Genomic DNA, 23,872 nt, shown 5'->3' on the forward strand with positions numbered 1-23,872 from the left:
TTTCTCAAACTTAGGAGCCTGTCATGTCCCCGACGTCCACCATTGCGATTCCCCTAGTCAGCGAAATTGGTAGCCTTGATCATTTGATGCAGAGCAACCTCAACGCTGGGTTGTCCCGCGCCCTGGATACACTGCAAAACTGGGCACAAACGCATTCGTTTGCAGATTTGCTAGCTAGCTTTGATCAAGGCGATGTGACAGATAGCGCTGCCTTGCAGTCACTCCATCAGGCTTGGCAGCAGGGCGATTTCTCTCAACTGCCGACTATTCAAATCTTGTCCTCCGATCAGCTTCAGGGCGCGCAGGGAGCGTTCTCCAGCAGCACCCAAACAATCTACCTTTCTTCAACACTGATTGAAAGCGCCCAGCCATCTTCAGAGGCACTGGCGCAGGTGTTCCTAGAAGAAATTGGCCACTTTGTGGACGCTCAGGTTAATCTGACGGATTCTCCGGGCGATGAGGGAGCTGTGTTTGCCGCGCAGGTGCAGGACATTCAGCTCAGTGACGCTTGGCTAACCGCTCTCCAGTCAGAAAATGACAGTCTCACCTTACATCTCAACGGACAGACCATCGAAGCAGAAGCGATGGTGCCCTATGCTGGCGACAATCTTGACCAGTTTCAGGCTGGTTTGGATGATTTCCTCACGACGTTGGAAGACACAATCGCTCAAGTGATTGCCGGACAAGAGCTACCGCTGATTGGTTCTGCCCTAGAAACGGTTGGAGGAAACGCTCAGACTTTTGTGGCAGACATGCGAACTGCGATCGCAGATCAACTGGCTAGCCTGCCCGAATTGACGACTCAAGCTCTGGAAGATGCCCTGAATCAGGCGTTGGGGCCAGGAGGACTGGGTATTTTGGATGCCCTGACGGTAAATGAAACGGCTGATAATTTGCAGTTTGACATTACCCTGAGCCGTGACCTAGTTGAACTCGGCAGCGATCAGTTTGATTTGTCGCTGGGTGATACGGGATTAAGTTTGGATGTCAATGGGAATGCCCAACTGGATGTGGATCTGGATTTGCATCTGTTGCTGGGCTTGAACAGCGAAGGGTTCTATGTGGATACAGCGGTGGAGGATGAGCTTGGTATTAACCTCACTGCCACCATTCCGGACCTAGAAGCCACGGGTACGCTTGGATTTCTACAGGTAGATGTAGAAGACAACGGCAGCAATCTGAGCAGCGGCATTACCGTTGATCTGCAAGACTCTGCCGATGCGGGCACTGACCTCTCCCTGGCAGAATTCGCCAACCTCGCCAATACTTTGGAAGCCAGTATTAACGGTAGCGCAACCTTCAATACCAATGTCTCTTCCGGTACCACAATCTCGGCTCTGCCCAGTATTGGCACGAATCTGGTGCTGGATTGGCAATTTCTAGATGCCGATCTGAATGGTTTCCAAACTGCGGCACCGACCATTGCCATGAACGGGGTTAGCCTGGATGTCGGTTCCTTCTTTGGCGGTTTTGTTGGCCCCATTTTCGAAGGCATTACCACGGCCTTAGAACCCGTGATGCCCCTGGTCGAGCTGCTACAAACCGAAATCCCCATCCTTGACAAGCGCATTATTGATGTAGCCAAAGCCTTAGCAGAGGCAGGACTAGGCGACTTTAGCCCCGAAACAATTGAATTTATTGATTATGTCGGCTACATTGCCCAAATCATTGATTTGATTGGCAGTCTGTCGGTTGAGGGCAGCACGATTACCCTGGGTGACTTCAACGTTGTAGATGGTGACTTGCAGTCGCTCGGCGGCGGCCTTACTCCTCTTGAGCAACTGAGTGGCATCAATGAATCCACCAGCGAATTTAGCACCATTATTAATGACAATGTGCGGTTCGAATTTCCCCTGCTAACTCAGCCGGAGAATTTGGTCGGTCTGTTCCTGGGGCAAAACGCTGACATCTTCCGTCTAGAGCTACCTACCATTGGGTTTGGCGTACAGTACGAAACGCAGATTCCCATTTTCGGCCCGATTAACCTGACTGTAGGTGGAGCACTGGGAGCGGCAGCCAATCTGAGCTTTGGCTTTGATACCTACGGTATTGCCCAATTTGCAGAAGGTGGCTTTACCGATCCTGCTTTGATTGCTCAAGGCTTCTTTGTGGGTACTCCGCTCAATCCGGGCACGCCGCCTGCTCCTATCGATCCGAATGAGCTCTTTACCTTCGGCTTGGGGACAGGCGTCAGTGCGGGTGTCGAGATCGATTTGGGGCTGATTAGCGGTGGTGTTGATGCCGGACTGGTGGCCCAGCTTTTCCTCAATTTGAATGGTGATGATGAAGGCAAAGTGCGGATCGAAGACTTTGAGGTGCCGGCCTGCTTGTTAGAAGCGCTGGGTAAATTGGATGCCGTTGTAGCCGCGAAACTCCAGATTGGGTTTGGCGCATTCAGCATTCGCAAGCGCATCGAGCTTGTCCGCGAAACGCTGCTCGATTTCCGAGCAGGCTGCTCCGGTTCTACAGAAGACCATCAGCAGGCGACTGTGGGCGATGATGGTACCGCTACCCTCAGCGTCGGTGAGGATGCGGCGAACCTGACGGATATTGACGTAGAAGGCATCGAAGCCGATGAGGTCGTCACCGTGACCCATATTTCAGGCGTGGCCGGTGACGAAACCATTGCGGTAGAGGCCTACGGTGCAAGCTGGACGTACGAAAACGTCAGCAGTATCTTTGCTGATGCAGGCGATGGCAACGACATTATTGAACTGGTTGGTGTGCGTTCCGCAGCCCACCTAATTGGTGGTGCCGGAGATGATCAACTGCTGGGCGGTCAAAATAATGACCTGCTGGAAGGTGGCACCGATTCTGATTATCTCTCGGGTGGCGCAGGCGATGATGAACTCTATGGTGGTGACGGTGACGACTTTTTGGAAGGAGGAGCGGGTAACGACCTTCTGGATGGAGGCGAGGGTACCGATGGCGTCAGCTATTCGGAAGCGACCAGCGGTGTGCAAATTGATTTACCCAATGATGTGGTGATTGACGGTGACGGCACCCAAGACACCCTGATCAGCATTGAGCAGTTTGAGCTGTCCAACCACGACGATACCTTTATCGGCAGCAATAGCGGCAACATTGTCGATGGTTTGGCAGGCGATGATGTGATTAATGGCGGTGCTGGCGATGACTTCTTGATTGGCGGTGCTGGAGCCGACATCATTGATGGCGGTGGCGGAGAAGATGCCACCAGCTATCTAGAATCGAAGGCTGGCGTTCAAATTGACCTGGAAACGGGGGACGTTTTCAGCGGTGGGGGCAGCGACGCCGATGTGATGTGCTCAACAATATGGAGCATGTGCAGGGCACGTATCAGGATGATATCCTGCGCGGCAACAGTGCAGAAAATATCCTGGTAGGAGCAGGCGGTGATGATACCCTGGAAGGCCGTGGCAATGCCGATACCCTCTACGGCGATTCCGGTAACGATACAGCCGAGTACATTGACTCGCCTACGGGTGTGACGGTTTCCCTGGTCGCCGAGTCGGAAGGCTCAGACTTTAGCGTTGTCGGTCAGGGTGGTCATGCTCAAGGCGATCGCTTAGCAATGGCTACAGATTATGAAGGCAATATTAGCGATCGCAACTCTATCGAAAACCTCACGGGCTCACTGCACAGCGATAGTCTGACGGGTGACGGTGGCCGCAATACGCTCAGTGGCTTAGCTGGCAACGATATGCTCAATGGTGGTGAAGGCAATGATCAGCTGATCGGTGGGGCCGGAGCCGACCATCATAACGGTGGCGGCGGCCTAGACTGGGCGGACTACAGCGACTCCAATGCGGGCGTAACCGTGAATCTAGCGTTCAACTTTGGCCTCGGTGGTCATGCCCAAGGCGACACGTTTGCCAGCGTGGAAAATCTCAAAGGCTCTAATTGGGCAGACACGCTGCGCGGCAACGGAGTCAACAACGACATCAATCCTGGTTTAAGCAGTATTGGCCCTGGCTTTGATTTTGTGCATGGTGGCGGTGAAACCGATGCGATGGGCGATCGCCTCATCCTGGACTACAGCTCCTCCGGTTCTAGTCTGCAAGGGGGCTATGACTATGTATCTGGCTCCAGCGATTCCGGTGAATTCATTGGCAATGTGGAGTTTGACGACATCGAGCGGCTCCAGATTGTAGGGTCTTACCTGAATGACACCATTCGCGGTGGCGGTGGTGACGACTACATTAACGGCGGAGCGGGGAATGACACTATCTTGGGTGGCCAAGGCCGCAATTTCCTCTACGGCGACGACGGCAACGATACGATTACCAACCTGAATAACGCCTTCGGTGAAGTCTTCTACAACCCTGCCAATGACGAACCCCAAATTTTCTGGGTTGGCGGTGGTGCCGGTATTGATACATTCTCTGGCAATTTCCGCGATCGCGCCCAAGATATCGTTCTGACCAGTCTGAATCCTGACCAAGAGAACCCTGAGCAGTTCTTCACGCTCGGTGACGGCTCTGTTATTCATCAGTTTGAGCGATTCCAGGATATTCAAACTGGCTCTGGTGACGACCAGCTCACTCAGCTAGGCCGGGTCAATAATGACTTCCGCACCGGGGCAGGCGATGATATGGTCAATACCGGATTGGGACTGGATTATGCCGATGGTGGCATCGATGGCTTCAGCAGTGGTGAACACGTTATTTATGGCGATGACCTGCTGATTGTGGACTATTCTGAGGGCGATATCGGTGGCGGAATCGTCAGCGAAGTTGGTGGTGATCCCTTTGAAACCAGCCGCTATTCCCGCAATGCTGCCGATGGCACGACTCTTCTAGACGAAGTGGAATTTGTCAACTTTGAGCGGGTTCATCTCGATGGCACACAGCACAGCGACGCTATTGTGGGACTGATTGGAGCTGACGAGCTGCGCGGTCACGATGGCAATGATTCGCTGGTGGGTCGAAGTGGCCACGATCATATCTGGGGTGGTGCGGGTGATGACAGTATTCTGGGTGGCAGCGGCAATGATGAACTGCATGGCGGTAGCGGTAATGACGTCATCATTGATGACCTGAATGAAGATGATGACGAAGGTGGTCAAGATCAGCTCTTTGGCGATGATGGCGACGACTGGCTGCTCGGCGGTAACGGAAATGATGCACTGGAAGGAGGAAATGGCAACGACATCCTGATTGGCGGTGCCCAGAACGATACACTTAACGGCGGTGCTGGCAACGACATCCTGATTGGGATTAACTTTGGGCAGTCTCCTTTCCCTGCTGATCCTGAAATCGACACGATGACGGGCGGTCAAGGAGCGGATCAGTTCTGGTTAGGGGATGGTTTATTTTCATACTACGATGATGGCCAGCTCTTTTCAGGCGGTAGCCAGAATCAGGCCGTTATCACCGATTTCACCCTGCAAGAGGGAGACGTGATTTTCCTGCATGGAGCTGCAAGTGACTATACGCTACAGGAATCAAACGGCTCAACTCGTATTCTCCGCAATGGCTTCATTCCAGAATTGATTGGCACCGTTCAGGGCGTGACGGGCCTAGACCTGAACGACGGTGCGTTCCAGTATTTCGATGATCAGGCTAGTGAAGAGAACATGTCTCTGCTGCTACCAGCGGTACAGCAAATCCAGGCCGCTAACATGAAGCTGACAGCCGAACCAGATACGCAAGCAGCGTTACTCCTGCCTGCAATTCAGGCTGCGCGGGAGGCTGCAAGCAGCAGCAGTTCCGCTCCATCACTAGAGCAAGGTTTAGCTGCTCCTAGCCAAGACATCAGCTCTGTTCAATCTCCTCACGGTAGCCAAGTTGCGCCATCCCAGACCCCAGTGTTGCTGACAGCGGCTACTGAAGCTGAAGCAGCAAGCAACGCTAATTCACTCAATGTGCCTGCTGCTCAAGCTCAGCAAGCCGGACTGGTGCAAGACGATAGCGCCTTTAGTATTACCCAGCAAAACAATCCCTATGTCCTGCTCAACTCTTTCCTGGGTGACACAACTGGGCTGACCATTCTGAATGCTCAAACTTCCGGCGATGCCCGTGCCTTTGGCACCTTCCAGTATGATCCATTTGGTCTGGGCAACGGCATTGTGCTCAGTACTGGGAAAGTCATTGATCTGGTGGGCGAGAACCAGGTGGATGGCGGCTTTGTCGGCAATGCCAACATTCCCCTCGACTTCGTTAAGCTCGGCACTGAACCGGATTTAGGCTTCAGCAATAACTTGCTAGTGGGCAATGTAATTTCCGGCTCCGGTAACAACTCGGGTCTGAGCATTGATGACATTGTGGCTAACCCAATTGATCCGAATCCCCCAGCCGCATCAACAGCCATCTTCCGAGCTGATCTGTCCAGCCTCAAGCAAATCCAGTCACTCACCATTGCAGATAGCGGTTTGGGTATCGGCGGTGCAGGTGGTGAACGGAGCGGCTTTGATCTAGTTGGGATCAAGATTAGTAACGTGCTGATTGACGATGCGACCTCCATTGATGACATTCCTGGCATTGACCTGTTCGACTTCAGTCCCTTGAGCACGTTCTTTAAGCCTGGAACCCAGCGACCTTCGACCGGAGCGAGCTTCCCCGAAACGTCAGACATGTTTGGCTCATTGCATGGCCAGGTGAATAATGCGATCGCGACTCTGAGTGAGTTTGATTTCGACGGTGATACGGGCTTTGTCAGCCTTGGCGATGGCGGTTCCGTTGGCTTCAACTTGACGGAAACCATCAATCCGGATGGGCCGCTCTATCTGTATGTCGGTGAGGCTGCCAATAATGGTGAGTCTCTAAATGGTCAGATTACCGCTTCTGCTCAGCGGATTAACGGTCAAACGGAACTCAGCACCGACTTTGGTTTACCCGGTGCCGATGGTGATACCAGCCGTTTCTCGTTTGACTTTGAAGCCGATGGTAGCACCGAACAGGTTTTCTTCCGCTTTGTGTTTGCTTCTGAAGAATTTGTAGAATATGGCGGCAGCTCGTTCAATGATGCTTTTAGCATCAAGCTCAACGGCATGAATCTGGCTCGCTTGAGCGATGGTGCCGAGGCTAATATTAACAACCTGGTAACCAATCCCTTTGGCAATTACCATCCTGACTTTGTCCATAACCCCGTCGGTGAAGGGCCTGCGAGCAGCGAGACACCTTTGGATGGTTATACTCAGGTGCTGACCTTTGCTGGCCCGGTTCAGCCCAATGCAATCAATCATCTCGAAATTGAGGTGAAAGATGTCGGTGATGGCTTTAAAGATACCGCTATCTTTTTGCAGGCGGGCTCCTTTGGCACAGATGAAACGCCGCAGGGCAGCATTACCTTCTTTGGCACTGAAAGCGTCCTGCCGGAAGGGAACAGCTCCATCCTTAATCTGAAGCTCAATACTGTTCCTACCGACAAGGTGAAAGTTACGCTTGACCCTGATCAACAAATCGACCTGGGTAATGGCGCAGGCAAACCGCTGGCCGTCTTCTTTACGCTGGAAGATGCTCTGTCGAATCGGCAAATTAAATTTACGGCCTACGATGACAAGCTAGTGGAAGGGGCTCACTCTGGCCTGATCAGTGCCACCATCCACAGCGCTGACCCGAGCTACAGCGACGTGGATAGCCTCACCATAGAGCAGTTCATCATTGACAATGACAAGCCTTTTATCGGGATTAAGGATCCAATTTTGGGCGGACGACTCGCTGATCCTCTGGTGGGCGCACCGTCTCTGGCGACTTTGGCATCTGCTTCGGAGACTGCCACATCTTCCTCATACTCTAATCCCCCAATCATATCTCTTTCGAAGAGTCTCTTCCAAAACGGGGAAGCTAATTTACTCAAAGGGTCAACTATGTTGAATCTAGGGGCTTCTGAGCCGCTAATATCGAGCAATTCGACTTTGTTCCCAGGAGAATATCGCTCAATCGTGGATGTTAGTCATCATTCGTCTATAGCGTCGTCTTCTGCGATGGATCTGGGAGGTTTGACTAATCTGTCAAGTAGTTATCACTTCTAGCCTGCATTATTCATGAGGGATGGCAGACGGCAGACAAATGAGTCAAGACCAACCAAAATTTGCTCAAGTCAGGAACAAGCAGTTGATCAGGTAAAGAAACAGTAACAGAAATGGCTAAAATAGCCTGAAATTCAGGCTAATAGACACACTACTCCTACGACAAGACCCAAATTAGCCCAATGGCAGCACTTTTGATGACACCAATTGTTGTGTAATTTGACGCAATTCTTGAGCAAACGGACAATAAGCCGCTAATTCCACTAATACTCGCCGTGCAGACACTCTAACCCTGGCTGCCCCTTTGATCAGCATCGCTTGCAGGCGTGGAACTTGGGCAGTGGCAAATTGGGTTCCCCTAGCCGATTGTCGAATTGACAGCAGGAGGATGTAGGCAGCTTGTGCCAGTAACAGGCGAAACTGGTTGGCGATAAAATTGTGGCAACTGAGACGGTCGGCTTGAATCCCCAGTTTGAATCTCTTGGGGTCCATTCCCCGCCGCTCTGCGGCGTAAGATCTAAGAATGAGTGAGTACATCCACAAGAGTCATAACGTAACAGTTTTGCTATACCACTTAGTGTTTCCAGCAAAGTATCGACGGGTTGTGTTTGATGAGCAAGTAGATGCGGTTCTGCGAGAGGTCTGCCTCGAAATCGAGAAACGCTACGAGGTGAAGTTTGTCGAAATTGGAGTGGACAAAGACCATGTCCATTTTCTAGTGCAGTCCGTGCCGACCTATAGTGTGACCAAACTGGTAACGATGCTGAAAAGTTTAACTGCACGAGAAGTCTTCAAACGATGCCCTCAAGTGAAGCAGAAACTTTGGGGAGGCGAGTTTTGGAGTGATGGATATTTTGCGAGTACAGTAGGCCGCCACGGGGATGAAGGAATGATCGCCAAATATGTTCAAGCCCAAGGCAAAGATTACCTCAAATTGCATCGGGATAATCAACTTGCTCTTTTTTGATTCTGATACCCCGTCCGCTTGCGGCGGGGTATTTCATTTCCTTGATGCGGTGCTCACTATCGGCTCCTCGTTGCACGTAAAAGTCGTCATATATGGTTTGCGGGGGTTCCTCTAGGTTGGTCAGTACAAAGCGTGGATTAGACCCTTTGGGTAGCCACTCTGCTTTCATCACCAACCGCCGTGGGGCTTCCCAACTGGCAGCGGCATAGTAAACATCATCAAACAAGCGGGCTTTCTCTCCTGTTTTGAGGAACTGCAACCGTGCTCGCTCCAACAGGTCTGAGATTTTGCGTTCTGTGACTGCGTTGCGGGCAAAACCAATGACATATCCCACCCCTGAGCATTCACAGACCCGTAAGATTTCCGGCAAGGCAAAGCCAGCATCGGCTCGCAGGATTATCCGACCCCCCGGAAAGGCTCGTTTCAAGTGCCAGAATAACCAACGCAAAATGCCTGCCACCCCTTTACCCGGATGACTATTGCCTGCTCGCAGTTGCAAGACTAACGGGTAACCACTCTTGGCTTCATTGATCAACACTGGAAAGTACATGTGCTGCCCATAATAGCCATGAAAACAACTCAATTGCTGCTGCCCGTGGGTCGGGTCATCCCAGCCATCGATGTCCAGCACAATCTCGTCCGGGGGCTGTTGATATTGCATGATAAAGCTATCGACCATCCGACTACGCATCCGCGAGACCTCCGCTTTGCTTACATGGTTTTCCAGTCGTGTCATCGTCGGTTGGCTGGCTAAATGCTCTGCATCTGGCACCGGCAACCGGTCGCAGGCGACTTTGTAAATCGGGTCATGCCGCAACCGATTGCTATCGTTCGCATCCTCGTAGCCTCCGACGATCTGATACACCCGTTGACTCACTAACTGATGCAGGCTGTGGGTAATTCGATTCGGGTCTCGCCACTCCTCGATACACTCGGCAATGCCCTGGCAAACTTGCTGTTGTTGCTCCGCTTGTCGCGCTAACAGAATTCCCGCATCCGAGCTCAATTCCAGATCGGAGAAGCGAACCACGAGGGACCGATGTGAATAAAAATCGTAGGGCAGATCTGAATCACGCTCTGTCATGGCACAATGAGGACACTAAAAAATGTTAGAGAGCTTGATTCTATTCGGTTTCAAGCTCTTTTTCTCATCTTTCTTTTGCCTCTTCGTGAATAATCCAGGCTAGGACTGGCTGAATCTGGGACAAAATGGGATGTAAAAGCGGGATGTAAAGGCAGCGCCTTTACATCCCGCTTTCATTCCTATCTAAGATACGGAAGCCCAGCGCACAAAGCGAATACAGCGAATCAAAGATTTGCGATCGCAGTCTGTTGGGCTAGGGGGTGAGCAGTGCCACCCCAGGTTAGTTACAGACGACCATAGCCACCACCACCGGGGGTTTCGATGACGAAGCGATCGCCGGGCTGCATCTTCACCTCCGCGCAGGCATTAAGCGGTTCCACGGTGCCGTCTTGGCGCTGCACCCAGTTTCTGCCGGGCTGGCCGGACTCCGCGCCTTTGAGGCCAAAGGGCGGTACCTGGCGATGACTGGATAGGATCGCCGCCGTCATGGGTTCGCGAAACTGGATGCGCCGCACGACGCCGTGGCCGCCGCGATGGATACCGTCTCCACCGCTATGCTGCCGAATGGTGAAGGTATCTACCAGGACGGGGAAGCGCCACTCCAGCACTTCGGGGTCAGTGAGGCGAGAGTTAGTCATGTGGGTTTGCACCGCGTCCGCTCCGTCAAACTCTGATCCTGCCCCTGCACCGCCGCAGATGGTTTCGTAGTACTGGTAGCGGGCGTTGCCAAAGGTAAAGTTGTTCATCGTGCCTTGGGATGCGGCCATCACGCCTAGCGCCCCGTAGAGGGCATTGGCGATTGCCTGCGACGTTTCTACATTGCCTGCCACCACCGCTGCCGGATAGCGAGGATTGAGCATACAGCCCTCGGGAATCGTGATGGTGATGGGGGTGAGACAGCCCGCATTCAGGGGAATTTCGTCGTCCACTAGGGTGCGAAAGACGTAGAGTACGACTGCTTTACCGATCGCCAGCGGCGCGTTGAGATTACCGGGATGCTGGGCCGAGGTGCCCGTGAAATCAATGTGGGCCGTGCGGTCTGCGGTATTGATCGTGACCTGCACCTGAATTTGGCTGCCGTCGTCCATCGGGTAGGAGAACTGGCCGTTGCTGAGCCGCCCAATCACCCGCTGCACCGAGGCGGTGGCATTTTCCTGGACGTGGTGCATGTAGGCTTGCACGACATCCAGGCCGTAGTGAGCGGCAATGCGGCGCAGTTCCTGACTGCCCCGCTCGTTGGCGGCAATTTGGGCCTGCAAGTCCGCAATGTTCTGCTCGGGATTGCGGACGGGGTAGGGGCCGCCCGTCAGCTTAGCCCGTAGGTCGGCCTCCAGAAACTGCCCCTGATCGACCAGTTGCAGGTTGTCGAGCAGCACACCTTCCTGATCGATGGTGGTGCTGCTGGGCGGCATGGAGCCGGGGGTGATGCCGCCGATATCGGCATGGTGTCCCCGCGAGGCTACGTAGAACAGGGGACGATCGCCCTCAATAAAGACGGGCGTAATCGCGGTGATATCGGGCAGGTGGGTGCCGCCGTTATAGGGATTGTTGGACACATAGACATCCCCCGGTTTGAGCATGTCGCCCCGCGCCGCAATCAGACTGTGGACGCTCTCGCTCATGGAGCCCAGGTGAACGGGAATGTGGGGCGCATTGGCGACCAGCCGACCCGCCGCGTCGAACAAGGCACAGGAGAAGTCGAGCCGCTCCTTGATGTTCACCGAATGACTGGTGTTTTGCAGGGTAATGCCCATTTCCTCGGCGATGGACTGGAACAGGTTGTTGAAGATCTCCAGCAGCACGGGATCGGGGGAATTTTGGATTGGGAATTTTGGATTGGGGATTGGGGATTGGGGAGACTGGGCGGGCGAATCGATACTGCCTTCTGCCTTCTGCCTTCTGCCTTCTGCTTGCTTGACGATCAGGTGATTGCGCTCGGTGAGGTGGGCGATCCAGCCGGGTTCGATGATGTTGGTGCCCGTGGCTTCCACAATCAGGGCGGGGCCGGGGATGGTATCGTCTGCACCTAGGGCTTCCCGCTGATATACGGGGGCAGGGTGCCACTGGTCGCGGCTGTAGAAGGAAACGGTGGCGGCAGGTTCCAGGGGCGTGATGCGGGTGGCCAGCCGGGGTTCTGCCAGCGAGGGAGTTTGGCCGATTACCTCCACCGAGAGAGATTCGACGATCAGCGCCTTGTCGGGACGGGTGAAGCCGTAGCGCTGCTGGTGCTGCTGCTGAAAGTGCGATCGCATTTCCTCCAACTCGCCAAAGGGTACCAGTAGAGCGGAATCCGTACCCGCATAGCGCAGATGCACCTTGGGCACGACCTTCAGCGCTGCTGCCTCAATGCCTTGCTGGCGCACTTCGTCGCTGCCTGCCACTTCTAGATCGGCCAGGGTTTGCTGAAGCTGGGGCAGCAGCGCGGCGGTCAGTTCCTCCTCTACGGCCCGTTCCTTCAGGCTGCGAATGTCTGCCAGACCAATGCCGTAGGCTGACAGCACCCCCGCGTAGGGATGTAGAAAAATCTGCGTCATGCCCAGAGCTTCCGCAATCAGGCAGGCGTGCTGGCCACCCGCGCCGCCAAAGCAGCAGAGGGTGTACTCGGTCACGTCGTAGCCCCGCTGCACCGAGATCTTTTTGATAGCGCTGGCCATTTTGTCAATTGCGATCGCCAGATATCCCGCGGCCACTTGCTCTGGCGTGCGGCGATCGCCGATCTGCTCTGCGATCGCGGCGGCCTGGTCAGCGAACCCCTGCTGCACCACCTCGACATCTAGCGGCTGATTGCCCGCTCGCCCGAACACCTGGGGAAAAAAGTCCGGCTGAAGCTTGCCCAGCATCACATTGCAGTCTGTCACGGTCAGCGGCTCGCCCTGGCGATAGCAGGCTGGCCCCGGATCAGCCCCGCCCGACTCTGGCCCCACCCGATAGCGTGACCCGTCAAAGCTCAGCACCGAGCCACCCCCCGCCGCCACCGTGTGAATCGACAGCATCGGGGCCCGCAGCCGCACCCCGGCCACCTCTGTTTCAAAGGTGCGCTCGTACTCGCCGTTGTAGTGCGATACATCCGTGGAAGTGCCGCCCATGTCAAAGCCGATGATTTTGTCGAACCCCGCCCGCAGACTGGTTTTCACTGCGCCGACAATGCCCCCCGCTGGCCCCGACAGAATGCTGTCCTTGCCCTGAAACAGCCGCGCATCCGTCAGCCCCCCGTCCGACTTCATAAACTCCAGCTTTGGCCCTGCATCACTCGGATCAAGGGGCTGGAGAGCGGCATCGACCTGATCGACATAGCGGCGCAGAATGGGCGACAGGTAAGCATCCAAAACCGTCGTATCGCCTCGGCTGACGAATTTCATCAGTGGGCTAACTTCGTGAGAAACCGAAACTTGGCTGAAGCCGATTCGTCGCGCAATCGCAGCGACCTGCTGCTCGTGCTCCGGATAGCGATAGCCGTGCAGGAACACGATCGCACAGGCCCGAATACCATCGTCATAAGCAGTCTGAAGATCCTGGGTGACCCGCGCCAGTACGGCATCCGTGAGCGGCACCAGTACCTCGCCTTGGGCAGAATAGCGCTCGTCCACCTCTACCACCCGCTCGTAGAGCATTTCCGGCAGCTCGATATGGCGAGCAAAAATTTTGGGCCGGTTCTGGTAGCCAATCCGCAGGGCATCACGAAACCCTGCGGTGGTGATAAAGAGAGTGCGATCGCCCTTGCGCTCCAGCAGCGCATTCGTCGCCACCGTTGTCCCCATCTTAACTACTTCAATTTCGCCCGCTGGAATCGGTTCTTGCGGTGACAGTCCCAAAATGTCACGAATGCCTTGAATCACCGCGTCTTTATAGCGCTCTGGCTGCTCTGATAGCAGCTTGTAGATAATCACCCACTGCTGCTCCGGCAGCGCCATTACCTGAAAGCGACTCTGCTGCGACAGCCGTTTCGCCACAGCGGGATCGTCAGTAACAGCAACGAGATCAGTAAAGGTACCGCCGCGATCGGCAAAGACTTTGAGCATGGTTATCTTTCCTTAATGAGGTGCTTGATGAAGGGGCATAGTTCTGGATGACTAGTCATAGATGATCAGCCACATCCCAGATCCAGCGCTGCTGGGCGGCATCAGGCTTGACGGTGACGATCTCAGTCGGGGGATGAATGCGATCGCAACTATCTGCAAACTCAATTGCGCCTGTGACTCCCTGGAGCGGCTTTTTCTGGACTCGAAAATAGTGATTAAGCTGCTGTAGCAGAGTTACGCTATCGGGACAGGGCCAGCGTGCCAGCACCGTCTTGAGCATGAGCAGAGCATCGTAAGCCAGGGCACTGCGCCAGGTGAGCAGGTTAGTGCCCCAGAGAGCTTGTCCCAATTGGCAAAACGGCTGACTGCTGGCGCTCGTGCGATCGCTGTTGGTATGCCAGGGAACGCAGGCGACAATTGCTGGCTGACTGGCAGCGGTAGCGGGGTGAGCCCGTTCGTACATCCAGTGCAGCACGTTGTCCTGATAAAAGGTAGCTGACCCCGCAATCAGGCCAGTTTTGAAATTGAGCCGACTGATCAGGCCAGCGTTATTGAGCGAATTTGGCTCCAGTCCACCATCTGGAATCACCAGCAAAATATCGGCAGCTTGAGCTTCTATTTCCTGTAAATAGCGATGAATCTGGTCAGGCTGATCACTAATGCGATCGCAGTCGGCCAGCAGCGTAAACTGATCGGGATGATCGATAATGTAAGCCTTCACCACCGCTTGATAGGACAGGCAGTACTGACTGTTGCGGTTGTAAATTAGTGCAATTCGTTGGGGTGCTTTGCAGGATTCTGCGGCTCCTCTGGCGGCCAGATACGTCATCAGCGCAGTGGCGTTATGGCGATCCGGCGTCGTCAGTCGGAAAAAAGAGGGCTGGAGTCCGTCCGACAGCGCAGAGAGGACATCAGAAGTACTGCTGGCATTCATGAGCGGTAGTCCTGCTTGGGCATAAAACGGCAGTGCCTTCTCGGTCATCTCGCTGGAATAGTGGCCAATAACCGCCATCAGGTTGAGTTCCGAGGCCAGTGCGGCCAGTCGTTCCGCTGTCGGATTGTCAGCATCATAGACATGATTGGGATCGTTCACCACCATGATGTTTAGCGCCAGCGGTTGCTCCAATCCCACGGTTTCGCTGCGCTCCATTGGCGGCAACTTAGCCAGATCCAGTTCGCGATCGCAGTGGAGAAGCTGCAACCAGCGCCAGTTCGTCTGCCATTGCAGTTGCGCCACTCCCCGCAGCACTTCTGCCGCCACCTGTCCCTGATTGTGATGAAAGGGGACTACCACCGCAATCAAGGCGTTTTGGATGTCGCGATGTTGGATGCGATCGCGATAGAGTTCCACCAGACAGTTGTTGAGATAGATCAGAATTTCGGGATTGCCCCGGCCAAAGGTTGTCTGCTCCTGTCGCCAGGCTGCCGCAAAGGCATGCAGCGACTGGTAATACAGCCCTCGCTGATAAAATCGCGCCCCCTCGCGTTGGGCCTGAGCAATCGCCCGATCCGGCGGCGACAAAAACACCTGCCGACCCAGGCTACCCTGAAAGTTGTCGCTATTGAGCTGCAAGGGTGGATGCAGACGGTACCCCTGCTGTGGATGGTAAAGAAAGTTGAGAATTCTTACCCAGTTGCCGCTGATCGTTTCCCGTGGAACCTGCATCAACGCCGCCAACTCTGGATAAATCTTGCCGCTGAGCCGATCGCGAATCTGTCGATCGGCGCTTTCAACCTGTTCTCTCAGGTGCTGATCCGCTAGAGAGAGCTGCGATCGCACCTCTGCTTTGGTCAGTTTTCGAGCAGCAGCCTGTTGGATCTGTTCCTCAGCCTGCTTAATCCGTTCCAGATCCGCTTGCAGGTCAGCCTCAGTACACTGGCATCGCTGGGCCGCCCACTGCACCGCGATATCTTGACGAGACTGCCCGATCAACAACTGACAAACAATATTGCGATCGCTCTCTTCAAGCGGTAGGTTTTGCCACAGGCGCGCCCAATCAATTTCCAGTGCCTCAACAGCGGGTCGAAAATCCGTCGCCATTATGCTTCTCTCGCTCACTGTCCAAAATCATACCGATAGGGATAAGTCAGCGGCGACAACAACTGTTGCTGATTGTGGCAACACCTGTCGAAGCTCTGTCTGGCAGTTCTCACAGCCGGATTACCCGTAACAGCGATCGAATGGGTAACGGTTAGCTCCTGCATTCTTTTCTATCTGTAGCCAGATAAGTTAGGACACGGACGTTGTGGTGCGCAGCATTGCCATGCCATACAACGTCCTAACCCATATGGTTATCGCTATCGCAAAAATTAGATAATGGTCAAGGAAAAGGAACAGACTCTATCGAAGCAATATGTATCTTCTATTACCCTGAGATCTGCCCTCTGCTAGCATCGAGTTTAGAGACATGGTGAAAGAATCGTTCAGCCGTTGATTTTGCGTGGAGAAAGCCCGCGCCGACTCAACCGCTAATTCCCCCTCAAAGATGCAAGCATGTGCTGGAGGTTGTGATGCTAGTTGAGTCGCGATCGCGGTCTTATCATGAAGACTCTATTCATGACATCGCCACACAGTTCAAGACCAACCTGAATTCGGGGCTGACCGCCGAAGAAGTTGCGAATCGATACGAAACCTACGGTCGGAATGAGTTGCCTGTAAAACCTGGAAAGCCTGCCTGGCTGAGGTTTCTGCTGCAGTTCAACCAGCCGCTGCTCTACATCCTGCTGCTGGCGGGGGCGGTGAAAGCGTTTCTGGGCTCCTGGACGAATGCGGCAGTGATTTGGGGCGTGACGGTGATCAACGCCATCATCGGCTATGTGCAGGAAGCCAAGGCCGAAGGTGCGATCGCATCTCTGGCCAAAGCCGTTGCTACCGAAACCACCGTCCTTAGGGGCGGGCAGATGCTGCGGGTGCAGTCCCAAGATTTGGTACCGGGGGACCTCGTGCTGCTGTCGTCGGGGGATAAGGTGCCAGCCGACCTCCGCCTAGTGAAGTCGCGGAATCTTCAGGTGGATGAATCGGCTCTGACCGGAGAATCTGTTCCCGTCGAGAAATCCATTGAACCGCTGCCCGCCGATACGCCACTGGCGGAGCGCACCAATATGGCCTATGCGGGCAGCTTTGCCACCTTTGGCCAGGGTACGGGCCTGGTAGTAGCGACCGCTGGCGCTACCGAAGTGGGACAGATTTCCCGTTCCATGGAGCAGCGGGTCAACCTGACGACTCCCCTGACCCGCAAGTTTGCCGCCTTTAGCCGCACCCTGCTCTACTGCATCCTGACCTTGGCCACCCTCACTTTTGCCATCGGTCTGGGCCAAGGCGAGTCCTGGGAATACATGTTTGAAGCGGCGGTAGCCCTGGCGGTGAGTGCCATCCCTGAAGGATTGCCTGCCGTAGTGACGATTACGCTGGCGATCGGGGTCAACCGCATGGCTCGCCGCAACGCCATCATCCGCAAGCTGCCCGCTGTGGAAGCTCTGGGCAGCGCCACCGTGATCTGTTCCGACAAAACGGGCACCCTCACCGAAAACCAGATGACGGTGCAGGCCATTTACGCCGGAGAACAGACTTATCAAGTCAGCGGCAGCGGCTACAGCCCCAAGGGCGACATCGGTTTGGGGGCGGTTGACACCGCCGAGAATTGCTTCTTGGCCGATCGCTTACCAGACGCCCTGCGGGAATGTCTGGTGGCGGGTGTACTGTGCAACGATAGCCAGCTCAAGCAAACGGGAGACTACTGGACGGTGGTCGGCGACCCGACGGAAGGGGCCTTGATTGCAGCAGCGGCAAAAGCAGACCTGAACCAGTCGGGCATGACCAGTTTAATGCCCCGACTTGATTCCATTCCCTTTGAGTCGGAATATCAGTACATGGCGACCCTGCACGATGCTCTCCCTCGCGTCGTCTACGTCAAAGGCTCTGTGGAGGCACTGCTGCAACGCTGCTCCAACACCATGACCGAGTCAGGCCAGTTAATACCGTTGGATCAATCCACCATCGAGCAGGCGATTACCGCCATGACCGCCAATGGCCTACGGGTGCTAGCCTTTGCCCGCAAAACGGTTGGCGATCGCCACCACGCCATCGACCACGACGATATTCAGTCGGGTCTGGTCTTTCTGGGATTACAGGGCATGATTGACCCGCCTCGTCCAGAAGCGATCGCAGCCGTCCACGCCTGCCAGTCGGCGGGCATTTGGGTGAAGATGATTACGGGTGACCACATTGCAACCGCTCAGGCGATTGCTCACCGTATGGGCATCCAGCAATCTAATCAGGTGATCGCCTTTGAGGGCAAGCAACTGGCGGCGATGGACGATGCCCAACTGGCTCAGGCCGTCACTGATGGGGATGTCTTCGCTAGAGTCGCCCCCGCCCAAAAGCTGCGGCTGGTGGAAACCCTCCAGCTCAAGGGCAACATCGTGGCGATGACGGGGGATGGCGTCAACGATGCCCCCGCGCTGAAGCAGGCCGACATCGGCATCGCGATGGGCAAAAACGGCACCGAAGTGGCGCGGGAAGCCGCTGATATGCTGCTCACTGACGACAACTTTGCCTCCATCGAAGCGGCGGTGGAAGAAGGGCGCACCGTTTACCAAAACTTGCGGAAAGCGATCGCATTTCTGCTGCCCGTCAACGGCGGCGAATCCATGACCATTCTGATCAGCGCTTTGCTGGCCAGAGATTTGCCGATCCTCTCCCTCCAGGTGCTGTGGCTAAATATGATCAATTCCCTCACCATGACCGTGCCGCTGGCCTTTGAGCCCAAGTCGGACGGCTTGATGCAGCAACCGCCTCGACCCCCTGGTGAATCGCTGCTTACCGGACGGCTCCTGCGCCGAATTCTGGCGGTTTCCTTGTTTAACTGGATATTGATTTTCGGCATGTTTGAATGGGCCAAGGCGACCACTGGGGATATTGCCGTTGCCCGCACTATGGCTATTCAAGCCCTGGTGGCGGCCCGCATCATTTACCTGCTCAGTATCAGTCAGTTAGGTGTTAGCATCCTTCATTTCTTAAGTCGTCGGACAGCATCTATCCCTAACGTCCCCATCCTGATTAGCGGCATTCTTGGAGCGGTGGTTTTGCAGGTGATATTCAGTCAATGGGGAGTGATGAACACGCTGTTTGAAACGGCACCCCTGACCTGGAATCAGTGGTTAATTTGTTTGCTGCCAATGCTCCCCATGGTGCCGTTTGCAGTGCTCGTCAATCGAATTGATCCACGGAATGCGAAAAAATGATCAAACATATTCTCGTTGCACTTGATTACGGCGATACCTGTCAGAGTGTCTTTAATCGGGCCGTAGAATTGGCCCAACCCCTGCAGGCTAATCTCAATCTGCTGAGTGTTTTAATACCTGAACGAGACAACAGCCTGACCCAGCCTCTAGCAAAAAACTGGGGCGCTGATTTGATTATGATGGGTAGTCATGGGCGCAAGGGCTTGAATGAAATGCTGCTAGGCAGCGTCAGCAACTACGTCGTACATCACGCAACCTGCTCTGTTATGGTAGTGCATGAGCCAGATGAGGCAATGCGAAAATATAAGGAAAACTAACAGGGAGGGTAGAGTTTGGTGTTTGATGCTTTAGTCGTTGGCTCTGGACCTGCAGGACTGGCGATTGCCGCCGCGCTGTGTGATGAAGGGTTGAACGTTGCAGGTTTAGCGCCCGTTCCGCCTCCGGTTGAGTGGTCAAATACCTATGGAATTTGGTGCGATGAATTAGAGCCGCTGAACTTGACGCATCTTTTGAGCCACCGTTGGCAAAACACCGTGGCTTATACTTCTCAACAAGAAATTGCCCTGCAGCGGGACTATGGTTTATTCGATAACACCCAACTGCAAAACTATTTTTTGGAACGCTGCGATCGCGGCCAGATGGTGTGGTATCAGGGGACGGCTGCCACTGTGGATCATTTAGCCGATCATTCTAATGTCACAACCACAGCAGGAACGGCTTTATCCGCCCGAATTGTGATCGATGCCAGTGGTCACAACCCCGCTCTGTTAAAAAGACCCAACAGCGATCGCATTGCTTACCAGGCAGCATACGGCGTTGTCGGCAGATTTTCGTCACCACCGATTGCGCCCCAACAGTTTGTCTTAATGGATTATCGGGCAGACCACCTGTCATCGGATGAGCGCAAAGCCCCACCGACGTTCCTCTATGCCATGGATTTAGGAGATGGTGTCTTTTTTGTAGAAGAGACTTCATTGGCCAGCAGTCCGGCTGTGACATTTGAGGTACTGCAGCAGCGGTTAGAGAAGCGGCTTGCCTTTCGGGGGGTGCAGGTAACAGAGGTACAGCACGTTGAATACTGTTTGTTTCCCATGAATTTACCGTTACCGTCTTTCGATCAGGCAGTGGTGGGTTTTGGTGGAGCGGCGAGTATGGTGCATCCTGCCTCAGGTTATATGGTGGGTGCGTTGCTGCGACGTGCGCCTGGGGTCGCGAAGATGATCAGGCACGCGGTTGAAAATCCCACCGTGGCTCCCACGAGCATGGCTACATCTGCATGGCAAACGCTGTGGTCAAGCGATGAGACGCGTAAACGTGCCCTCTATCTGTTTGGTCTAGAGAATTTGATGCGGTTTGATGAACAAACTCTACAGGCCTTCTTTGCGTCCTTCTTTCATTTGCCGCGATCGCAGTGGGGCGCTTTTTTGGCCAATACGCTTTCTACCCCTGACCTGTTACAAGCGATGATGAACTTATTTGGTCACACCACCAATGACGTTCGGTGGAATTTAATCCGCTCTGCTTGGAGCGATCGGGCACTCCTGTGGCGGGCGTTGACCCTCCATTAGTCGGCTACTATGTACACACATTTTGATCACTGCCTCTCAACCCCGAACGATCCCCCCTAGCCCCCCTTAAAAAGAGGGGAATTGACTCAAAGTTCCCCCTTTTCAAGGGGGATTTAGGGGGATCTCAACGTTGAGACGGAGTCTAGAGACTTGTGTGTACACAGTAGCCATTAGTCGGAATTTGCTTTTCCTCCTCATCTCTACTTTGACAGACTACTAGAGACCTGCATCCAGCTAGCAACCCGTAGTAACTCCAAATCCTTATCCCAAGGGCCGACGAGTTGCACAGCTAATGGTAAACCACCATCAGTTTTGCCAGTTGGCAGACTCAATGCAGGTAGACCGCACAGTGTCCATAGAGCGCAAAATATGGGCGATCCAGTACTAGTCAAGCCTTTTGGCGCTGCGCCCGTAGTCGCCAACGTTAGAATGGCATCGTATTCGTCAAAAACATTAGCTAGGCACTGACGATAGTGAACAACTGCATGGCGAGCCTGGGCATAATCGACGGCTGAGTATGAAAATCCTCGTTCAAGCAGCTCTCGCATCTGAGGCGACATGCGATCGCAGTTCTGTTCATAGTCTGGCCCATGATTTGCGGCCAAACCACTACACATCAGTACCTGTACACAATCAAAATAAGCATCAAACTCGGACGGTAGCTTGAGTGGCTTAACCGTTGCGCCTGCTGCGGTTAGCGCTTCGGCTTGATTATAGAGGTTGGACTGTGCGATCGCATCTGCCTGGAACCAGTTGGGATCTTGCAGCAGGGCAATTTTAGGTGGTTTGGCTAAATTAATAGTCTGGTTCCAGTTGGACTGCAGATTACCTCCCCAGCAGTCCGGGTCGCGACTGTCCGACCCGGCTAAGACTTGATACAGCAGGGCTAAATCCTCAATGCTGCGAGCGAACCAGCCCACATGATCTAAGTCGCGGCTGACCGGCATAATACCAACTCGCGATACGGTGCCAAAGGTCGGCTTAAAGCCAAATACACCACAGTAGGCAGCCGGACGGACGACGGATCCCATTGTTTGCGTTCCTAGCGCAAGTGGTACCATGTTGGCTGCGATCGCAGCCGCTGATCCGCTGGAACTGCCACCGGGAGTATGATCAGGATGATGCGGATTGGTCGTACGGGGCGCTTGAGCAGAGGCATATTCAGTGGTGGTGGTTTTGCCTAGGATGATTGCGCCAGCAGCCCATAAACGCTCAACAACGGCAGCATCGTAACCAAACTGCTGTCTCGCGTGAATCGGTGTGCCCCATTCGGTTGGCATATCGTACGTCGCCATAATGTCTTTAATTGCTACGGGAACACCCTGTAGCGGCAGTATCGTATTGCCCTTACCATCGGTTATTTGCTCGGCTATTTGTCTGTCCCGCTGTCGCGCTGCTGCCATGGCCCGATCGGCTTGAAGATATTGCCAAGCCTGTATCTGTGGTTCTTGCTGCTCGATCTGCTGCAAGCAGTCAGAAAGCAGATCTTGGGCGCTAAGCTGACCGGATCGCAGTTGTGCGATCGCATCTGTGGCGGTTAGAACATGCGGCGGAGTTGACATGGACTGAAGAAACTCTTTGAAACCCGACTGCTTGATCAGTCTGACTATACCTTGAACTTAGACCGATGAGAAATTGGGCTGCTTGAGTCGAAATGCTGCCTCAGTCCTGCTAATGGGCAAGCTTGCCCATGATATAGGTTGCTTCTACGGCTCGGTCATCGCCCATGATGATCAGCGAAAATGCCAGATCTGCCAATTCTGCTAATGATTGAGGATGAGGCCCGGAATTCCGGAATGCCATCAGCGGCGTTGCCTGAGGATTGAGCACAATAAAGTCAGCTTCCTTACCTACGTCAAAACTGCCAATCTTATCGTCCAGAGACAGCGCCCTCGCTCCACCTAAAGTCGCTAGAAATAGAGCCTTGAAGGGTGAAAGCTTTTGCCGCCTTAGCTGTGCAACTTTGTAAGCTTCATTGGCCGTTTGCAAAATCGAAAAGCTGGTACCTGCCCCAACGTCAGTCCCTAAGCCCACTTTGACTGGATAGTCGGCAGATTTTGCCTGCTCAATTTTGAAGAGACCGCTGCCCAGGAAGAGATTTGATGTTGGACAAAATGCGATCGCAGATTTTGCCTCTGATAATCGCTGAAATTCTGCATCCGTTAGCTGGACACCGTGAGCAAAGACAGACCGTTCTCCAACTAAGCCAGCGTGATCATAGACATCTAAATAACCTGCTCGTTCCGGAAATAGCTGTTTGACTAGGGCTACCTCGTCTACATTTTCAGATAGGTGAGTATGCAGATAAACGCCTGGAAACTCCTGCAGCAGCTTACCCGCGAGCTGTAGCTGCTCGTCGCTAGAGGTAACCGCAAATCGAGGAGTAACAGCATAGCTAAGCCGCCCAACCCCATGCCATTTCTCAATTAGCGCCTTTGACTCTTCATAGGAGGATTGGGCCGTGTCGCAAATAAAATCAGGTGCATTGCGATCCATCATCACCTTGCCCGCAATCATCCGCAGATTGCGGCGGGCAGCTTCTTCAAAAAAAGCATCGGTGGATTGGGGATAAACCGCTGCAAATACGAGTGCGGTGGTTGTACCATGCCGCAACAGTTCATTTAGAAAAATATGAGCGACTTCCTGCGCATAATCGCGATCCTGAAACTGGCGCTCAGTGGGAAATGTGTACTGATTTAGCCACTCTAGAAGCTGTTCCCCATAAGCCGCAATCATGCCGGTCTGGGGAAAGTGGATGTGGGTGTCGATAAATCCCGGCAGCAGCAGTCGATTTGTGTATGTTACAGTCGGTAGCTCAGCATACTGTGGAGCCAAATCCTGATAGGAGCCAAAATCCTGCACAATGCCGTCCCGTAGCACCAGCAACCCGTCTGGGATGTAGCGAACGCTGTCTGCTTCAGCAACAAAGAACGGATCGCCAACACAGTCTAAGAATGAGCCGCGAATCGCGTTGAGACCAGAAGGCAAAGCATGATCCTGACTAGGGTTGGGCATAGGGGTATGAATTAAGGTTCAAAA

10 protein-coding genes and 2 pseudogenes are annotated in these 23,872 nt (G+C 54.1%); 6 read left to right on the forward strand and 6 right to left on the reverse strand.

Features of this window, described 5'->3' with window-relative positions; all coding sequences use genetic code 11:
- Window positions 1–23: 23 nt before the first annotated feature.
- Both AC286M_RS03930 and AC286M_RS03935 read left to right on the forward strand, forming a co-directional pair.
- A complete protein-coding gene (locus AC286M_RS03930; RefSeq protein ID WP_488203142.1) occupies window positions 24–3,365 on the forward strand; it encodes a hypothetical protein in 3,342 nt (1,113 codons plus the stop codon).
- On the forward strand, window positions 3,296–7,954 hold the full coding sequence (locus tag AC286M_RS03935; RefSeq protein WP_488203143.1) for a choice-of-anchor L domain-containing protein: 4,659 nt from the start codon (window positions 3,296–3,298) through the stop codon (window positions 7,952–7,954). The genes AC286M_RS03930 and AC286M_RS03935 overlap by 70 nt, the downstream gene beginning before the upstream one ends.
- A gap of 171 nt (window positions 7,955–8,125) precedes the next feature.
- Here AC286M_RS03935 and AC286M_RS03940 read toward each other — a convergent pair.
- Window positions 8,126–8,434 (reverse strand): annotated as a pseudogene (locus AC286M_RS03940) (transposase); the annotation flags it as partial.
- Window positions 8,435–8,474: 40 nt separating this feature from the next.
- Between AC286M_RS03940 and tnpA the strand changes: the two are divergent.
- Window positions 8,475–8,918 (forward strand): IS200/IS605 family transposase, encoded by a 444-nt coding sequence (tnpA, locus tag AC286M_RS03945; RefSeq protein WP_488202591.1) that lies wholly within the window; start codon window positions 8,475–8,477, stop codon window positions 8,916–8,918.
- 31 nt (window positions 8,919–8,949) lie between these two features.
- Here tnpA and AC286M_RS03950 read toward each other — a convergent pair.
- The 3 genes and pseudogenes from AC286M_RS03950 to AC286M_RS03960 form a co-directional block, all read right to left on the reverse strand.
- Window positions 8,950–10,002: pseudogene (locus tag AC286M_RS03950) on the reverse strand (IS1380 family transposase); the annotation flags it as partial.
- A gap of 284 nt (window positions 10,003–10,286) precedes the next feature.
- A complete protein-coding gene (locus tag AC286M_RS03955; RefSeq protein WP_488203144.1) occupies window positions 10,287–14,021 on the reverse strand; it encodes a hydantoinase B/oxoprolinase family protein in 3,735 nt (1,244 codons plus the stop codon).
- Window positions 14,022–14,076: 55 nt separating this feature from the next.
- Window positions 14,077–16,062 (reverse strand): ABC transporter substrate-binding protein, encoded by a 1,986-nt coding sequence (locus tag AC286M_RS03960; protein ID WP_488203145.1) that lies wholly within the window; start codon window positions 16,060–16,062, stop codon window positions 14,077–14,079.
- A gap of 470 nt (window positions 16,063–16,532) precedes the next feature.
- On the opposite strand from AC286M_RS03960, the gene AC286M_RS03965 reads away from it, so the two are divergent.
- The 3 genes from AC286M_RS03965 to crtL are packed head-to-tail and all read left to right on the forward strand — an operon-like array spanning window position 16,533 to window position 20,833.
- A complete protein-coding gene (locus AC286M_RS03965; RefSeq protein WP_488203146.1) occupies window positions 16,533–19,265 on the forward strand; it encodes a cation-transporting P-type ATPase in 2,733 nt (910 codons plus the stop codon).
- The gene (locus AC286M_RS03970) at window positions 19,262–19,582 is read left to right on the forward strand and encodes a universal stress protein (RefSeq protein ID WP_488203147.1); all 321 of its coding nucleotides are present in this window, start codon (window positions 19,262–19,264) and stop codon (window positions 19,580–19,582) included. Before AC286M_RS03965 ends, AC286M_RS03970 begins: the two co-directional genes overlap by 4 nt.
- Before the next feature lie 18 nt (window positions 19,583–19,600).
- Window positions 19,601–20,833, forward strand: coding sequence for a lycopene beta cyclase (crtL, locus tag AC286M_RS03975; protein ID WP_488203148.1), 1,233 nt, complete (start codon window positions 19,601–19,603; stop codon window positions 20,831–20,833).
- 200 nt (window positions 20,834–21,033) lie between these two features.
- Here the strand turns inward: crtL and AC286M_RS03980 are convergent, their stop codons facing one another.
- Both AC286M_RS03980 and guaD read right to left on the reverse strand, forming a co-directional pair.
- Window positions 21,034–22,395: an amidase gene (locus AC286M_RS03980; RefSeq protein ID WP_488203149.1), complete on the reverse strand. Its 1,362-nt coding sequence runs from the start codon at window positions 22,393–22,395 to the stop codon at window positions 21,034–21,036.
- A 109-nt stretch (window positions 22,396–22,504) separates the two neighbouring features.
- Window positions 22,505–23,848, reverse strand: coding sequence for a guanine deaminase (guaD, locus tag AC286M_RS03985; protein WP_488203150.1), 1,344 nt, complete (start codon window positions 23,846–23,848; stop codon window positions 22,505–22,507).
- Between the last annotated feature and the right edge of the window lie 24 nt (window positions 23,849–23,872).

The organism is Thainema salinarum CENA647, from assembly GCF_057732415.1.

Coding starts and splice junctions, on each gene's coding strand:
- AC286M_RS03930 (WP_488203142.1), top strand. CDS start 24: ATGTCCCCGACGTCCACCATTGCGATTCCCCTAGTCAGCGAAATTGGT.
- AC286M_RS03935 (WP_488203143.1), top strand. CDS start 3,296: ATGGAGCATGTGCAGGGCACGTATCAGGATGATATCCTGCGCGGCAAC.
- tnpA (WP_488202591.1), top strand. CDS start 8,475: ATGAGTGAGTACATCCACAAGAGTCATAACGTAACAGTTTTGCTATAC.
- AC286M_RS03955 (WP_488203144.1), bottom strand. CDS start 14,021: ATGCTCAAAGTCTTTGCCGATCGCGGCGGTACCTTTACTGATCTCGTT.
- AC286M_RS03960 (WP_488203145.1), bottom strand. CDS start 16,062: ATGGCGACGGATTTTCGACCCGCTGTTGAGGCACTGGAAATTGATTGG.
- AC286M_RS03965 (WP_488203146.1), top strand. CDS start 16,533: ATGCTAGTTGAGTCGCGATCGCGGTCTTATCATGAAGACTCTATTCAT.
- AC286M_RS03970 (WP_488203147.1), top strand. CDS start 19,262: ATGATCAAACATATTCTCGTTGCACTTGATTACGGCGATACCTGTCAG.
- AC286M_RS03980 (WP_488203149.1), bottom strand. CDS start 22,395: ATGTCAACTCCGCCGCATGTTCTAACCGCCACAGATGCGATCGCACAA.
- guaD (WP_488203150.1), bottom strand. CDS start 23,848: ATGCCCAACCCTAGTCAGGATCATGCTTTGCCTTCTGGTCTCAACGCG.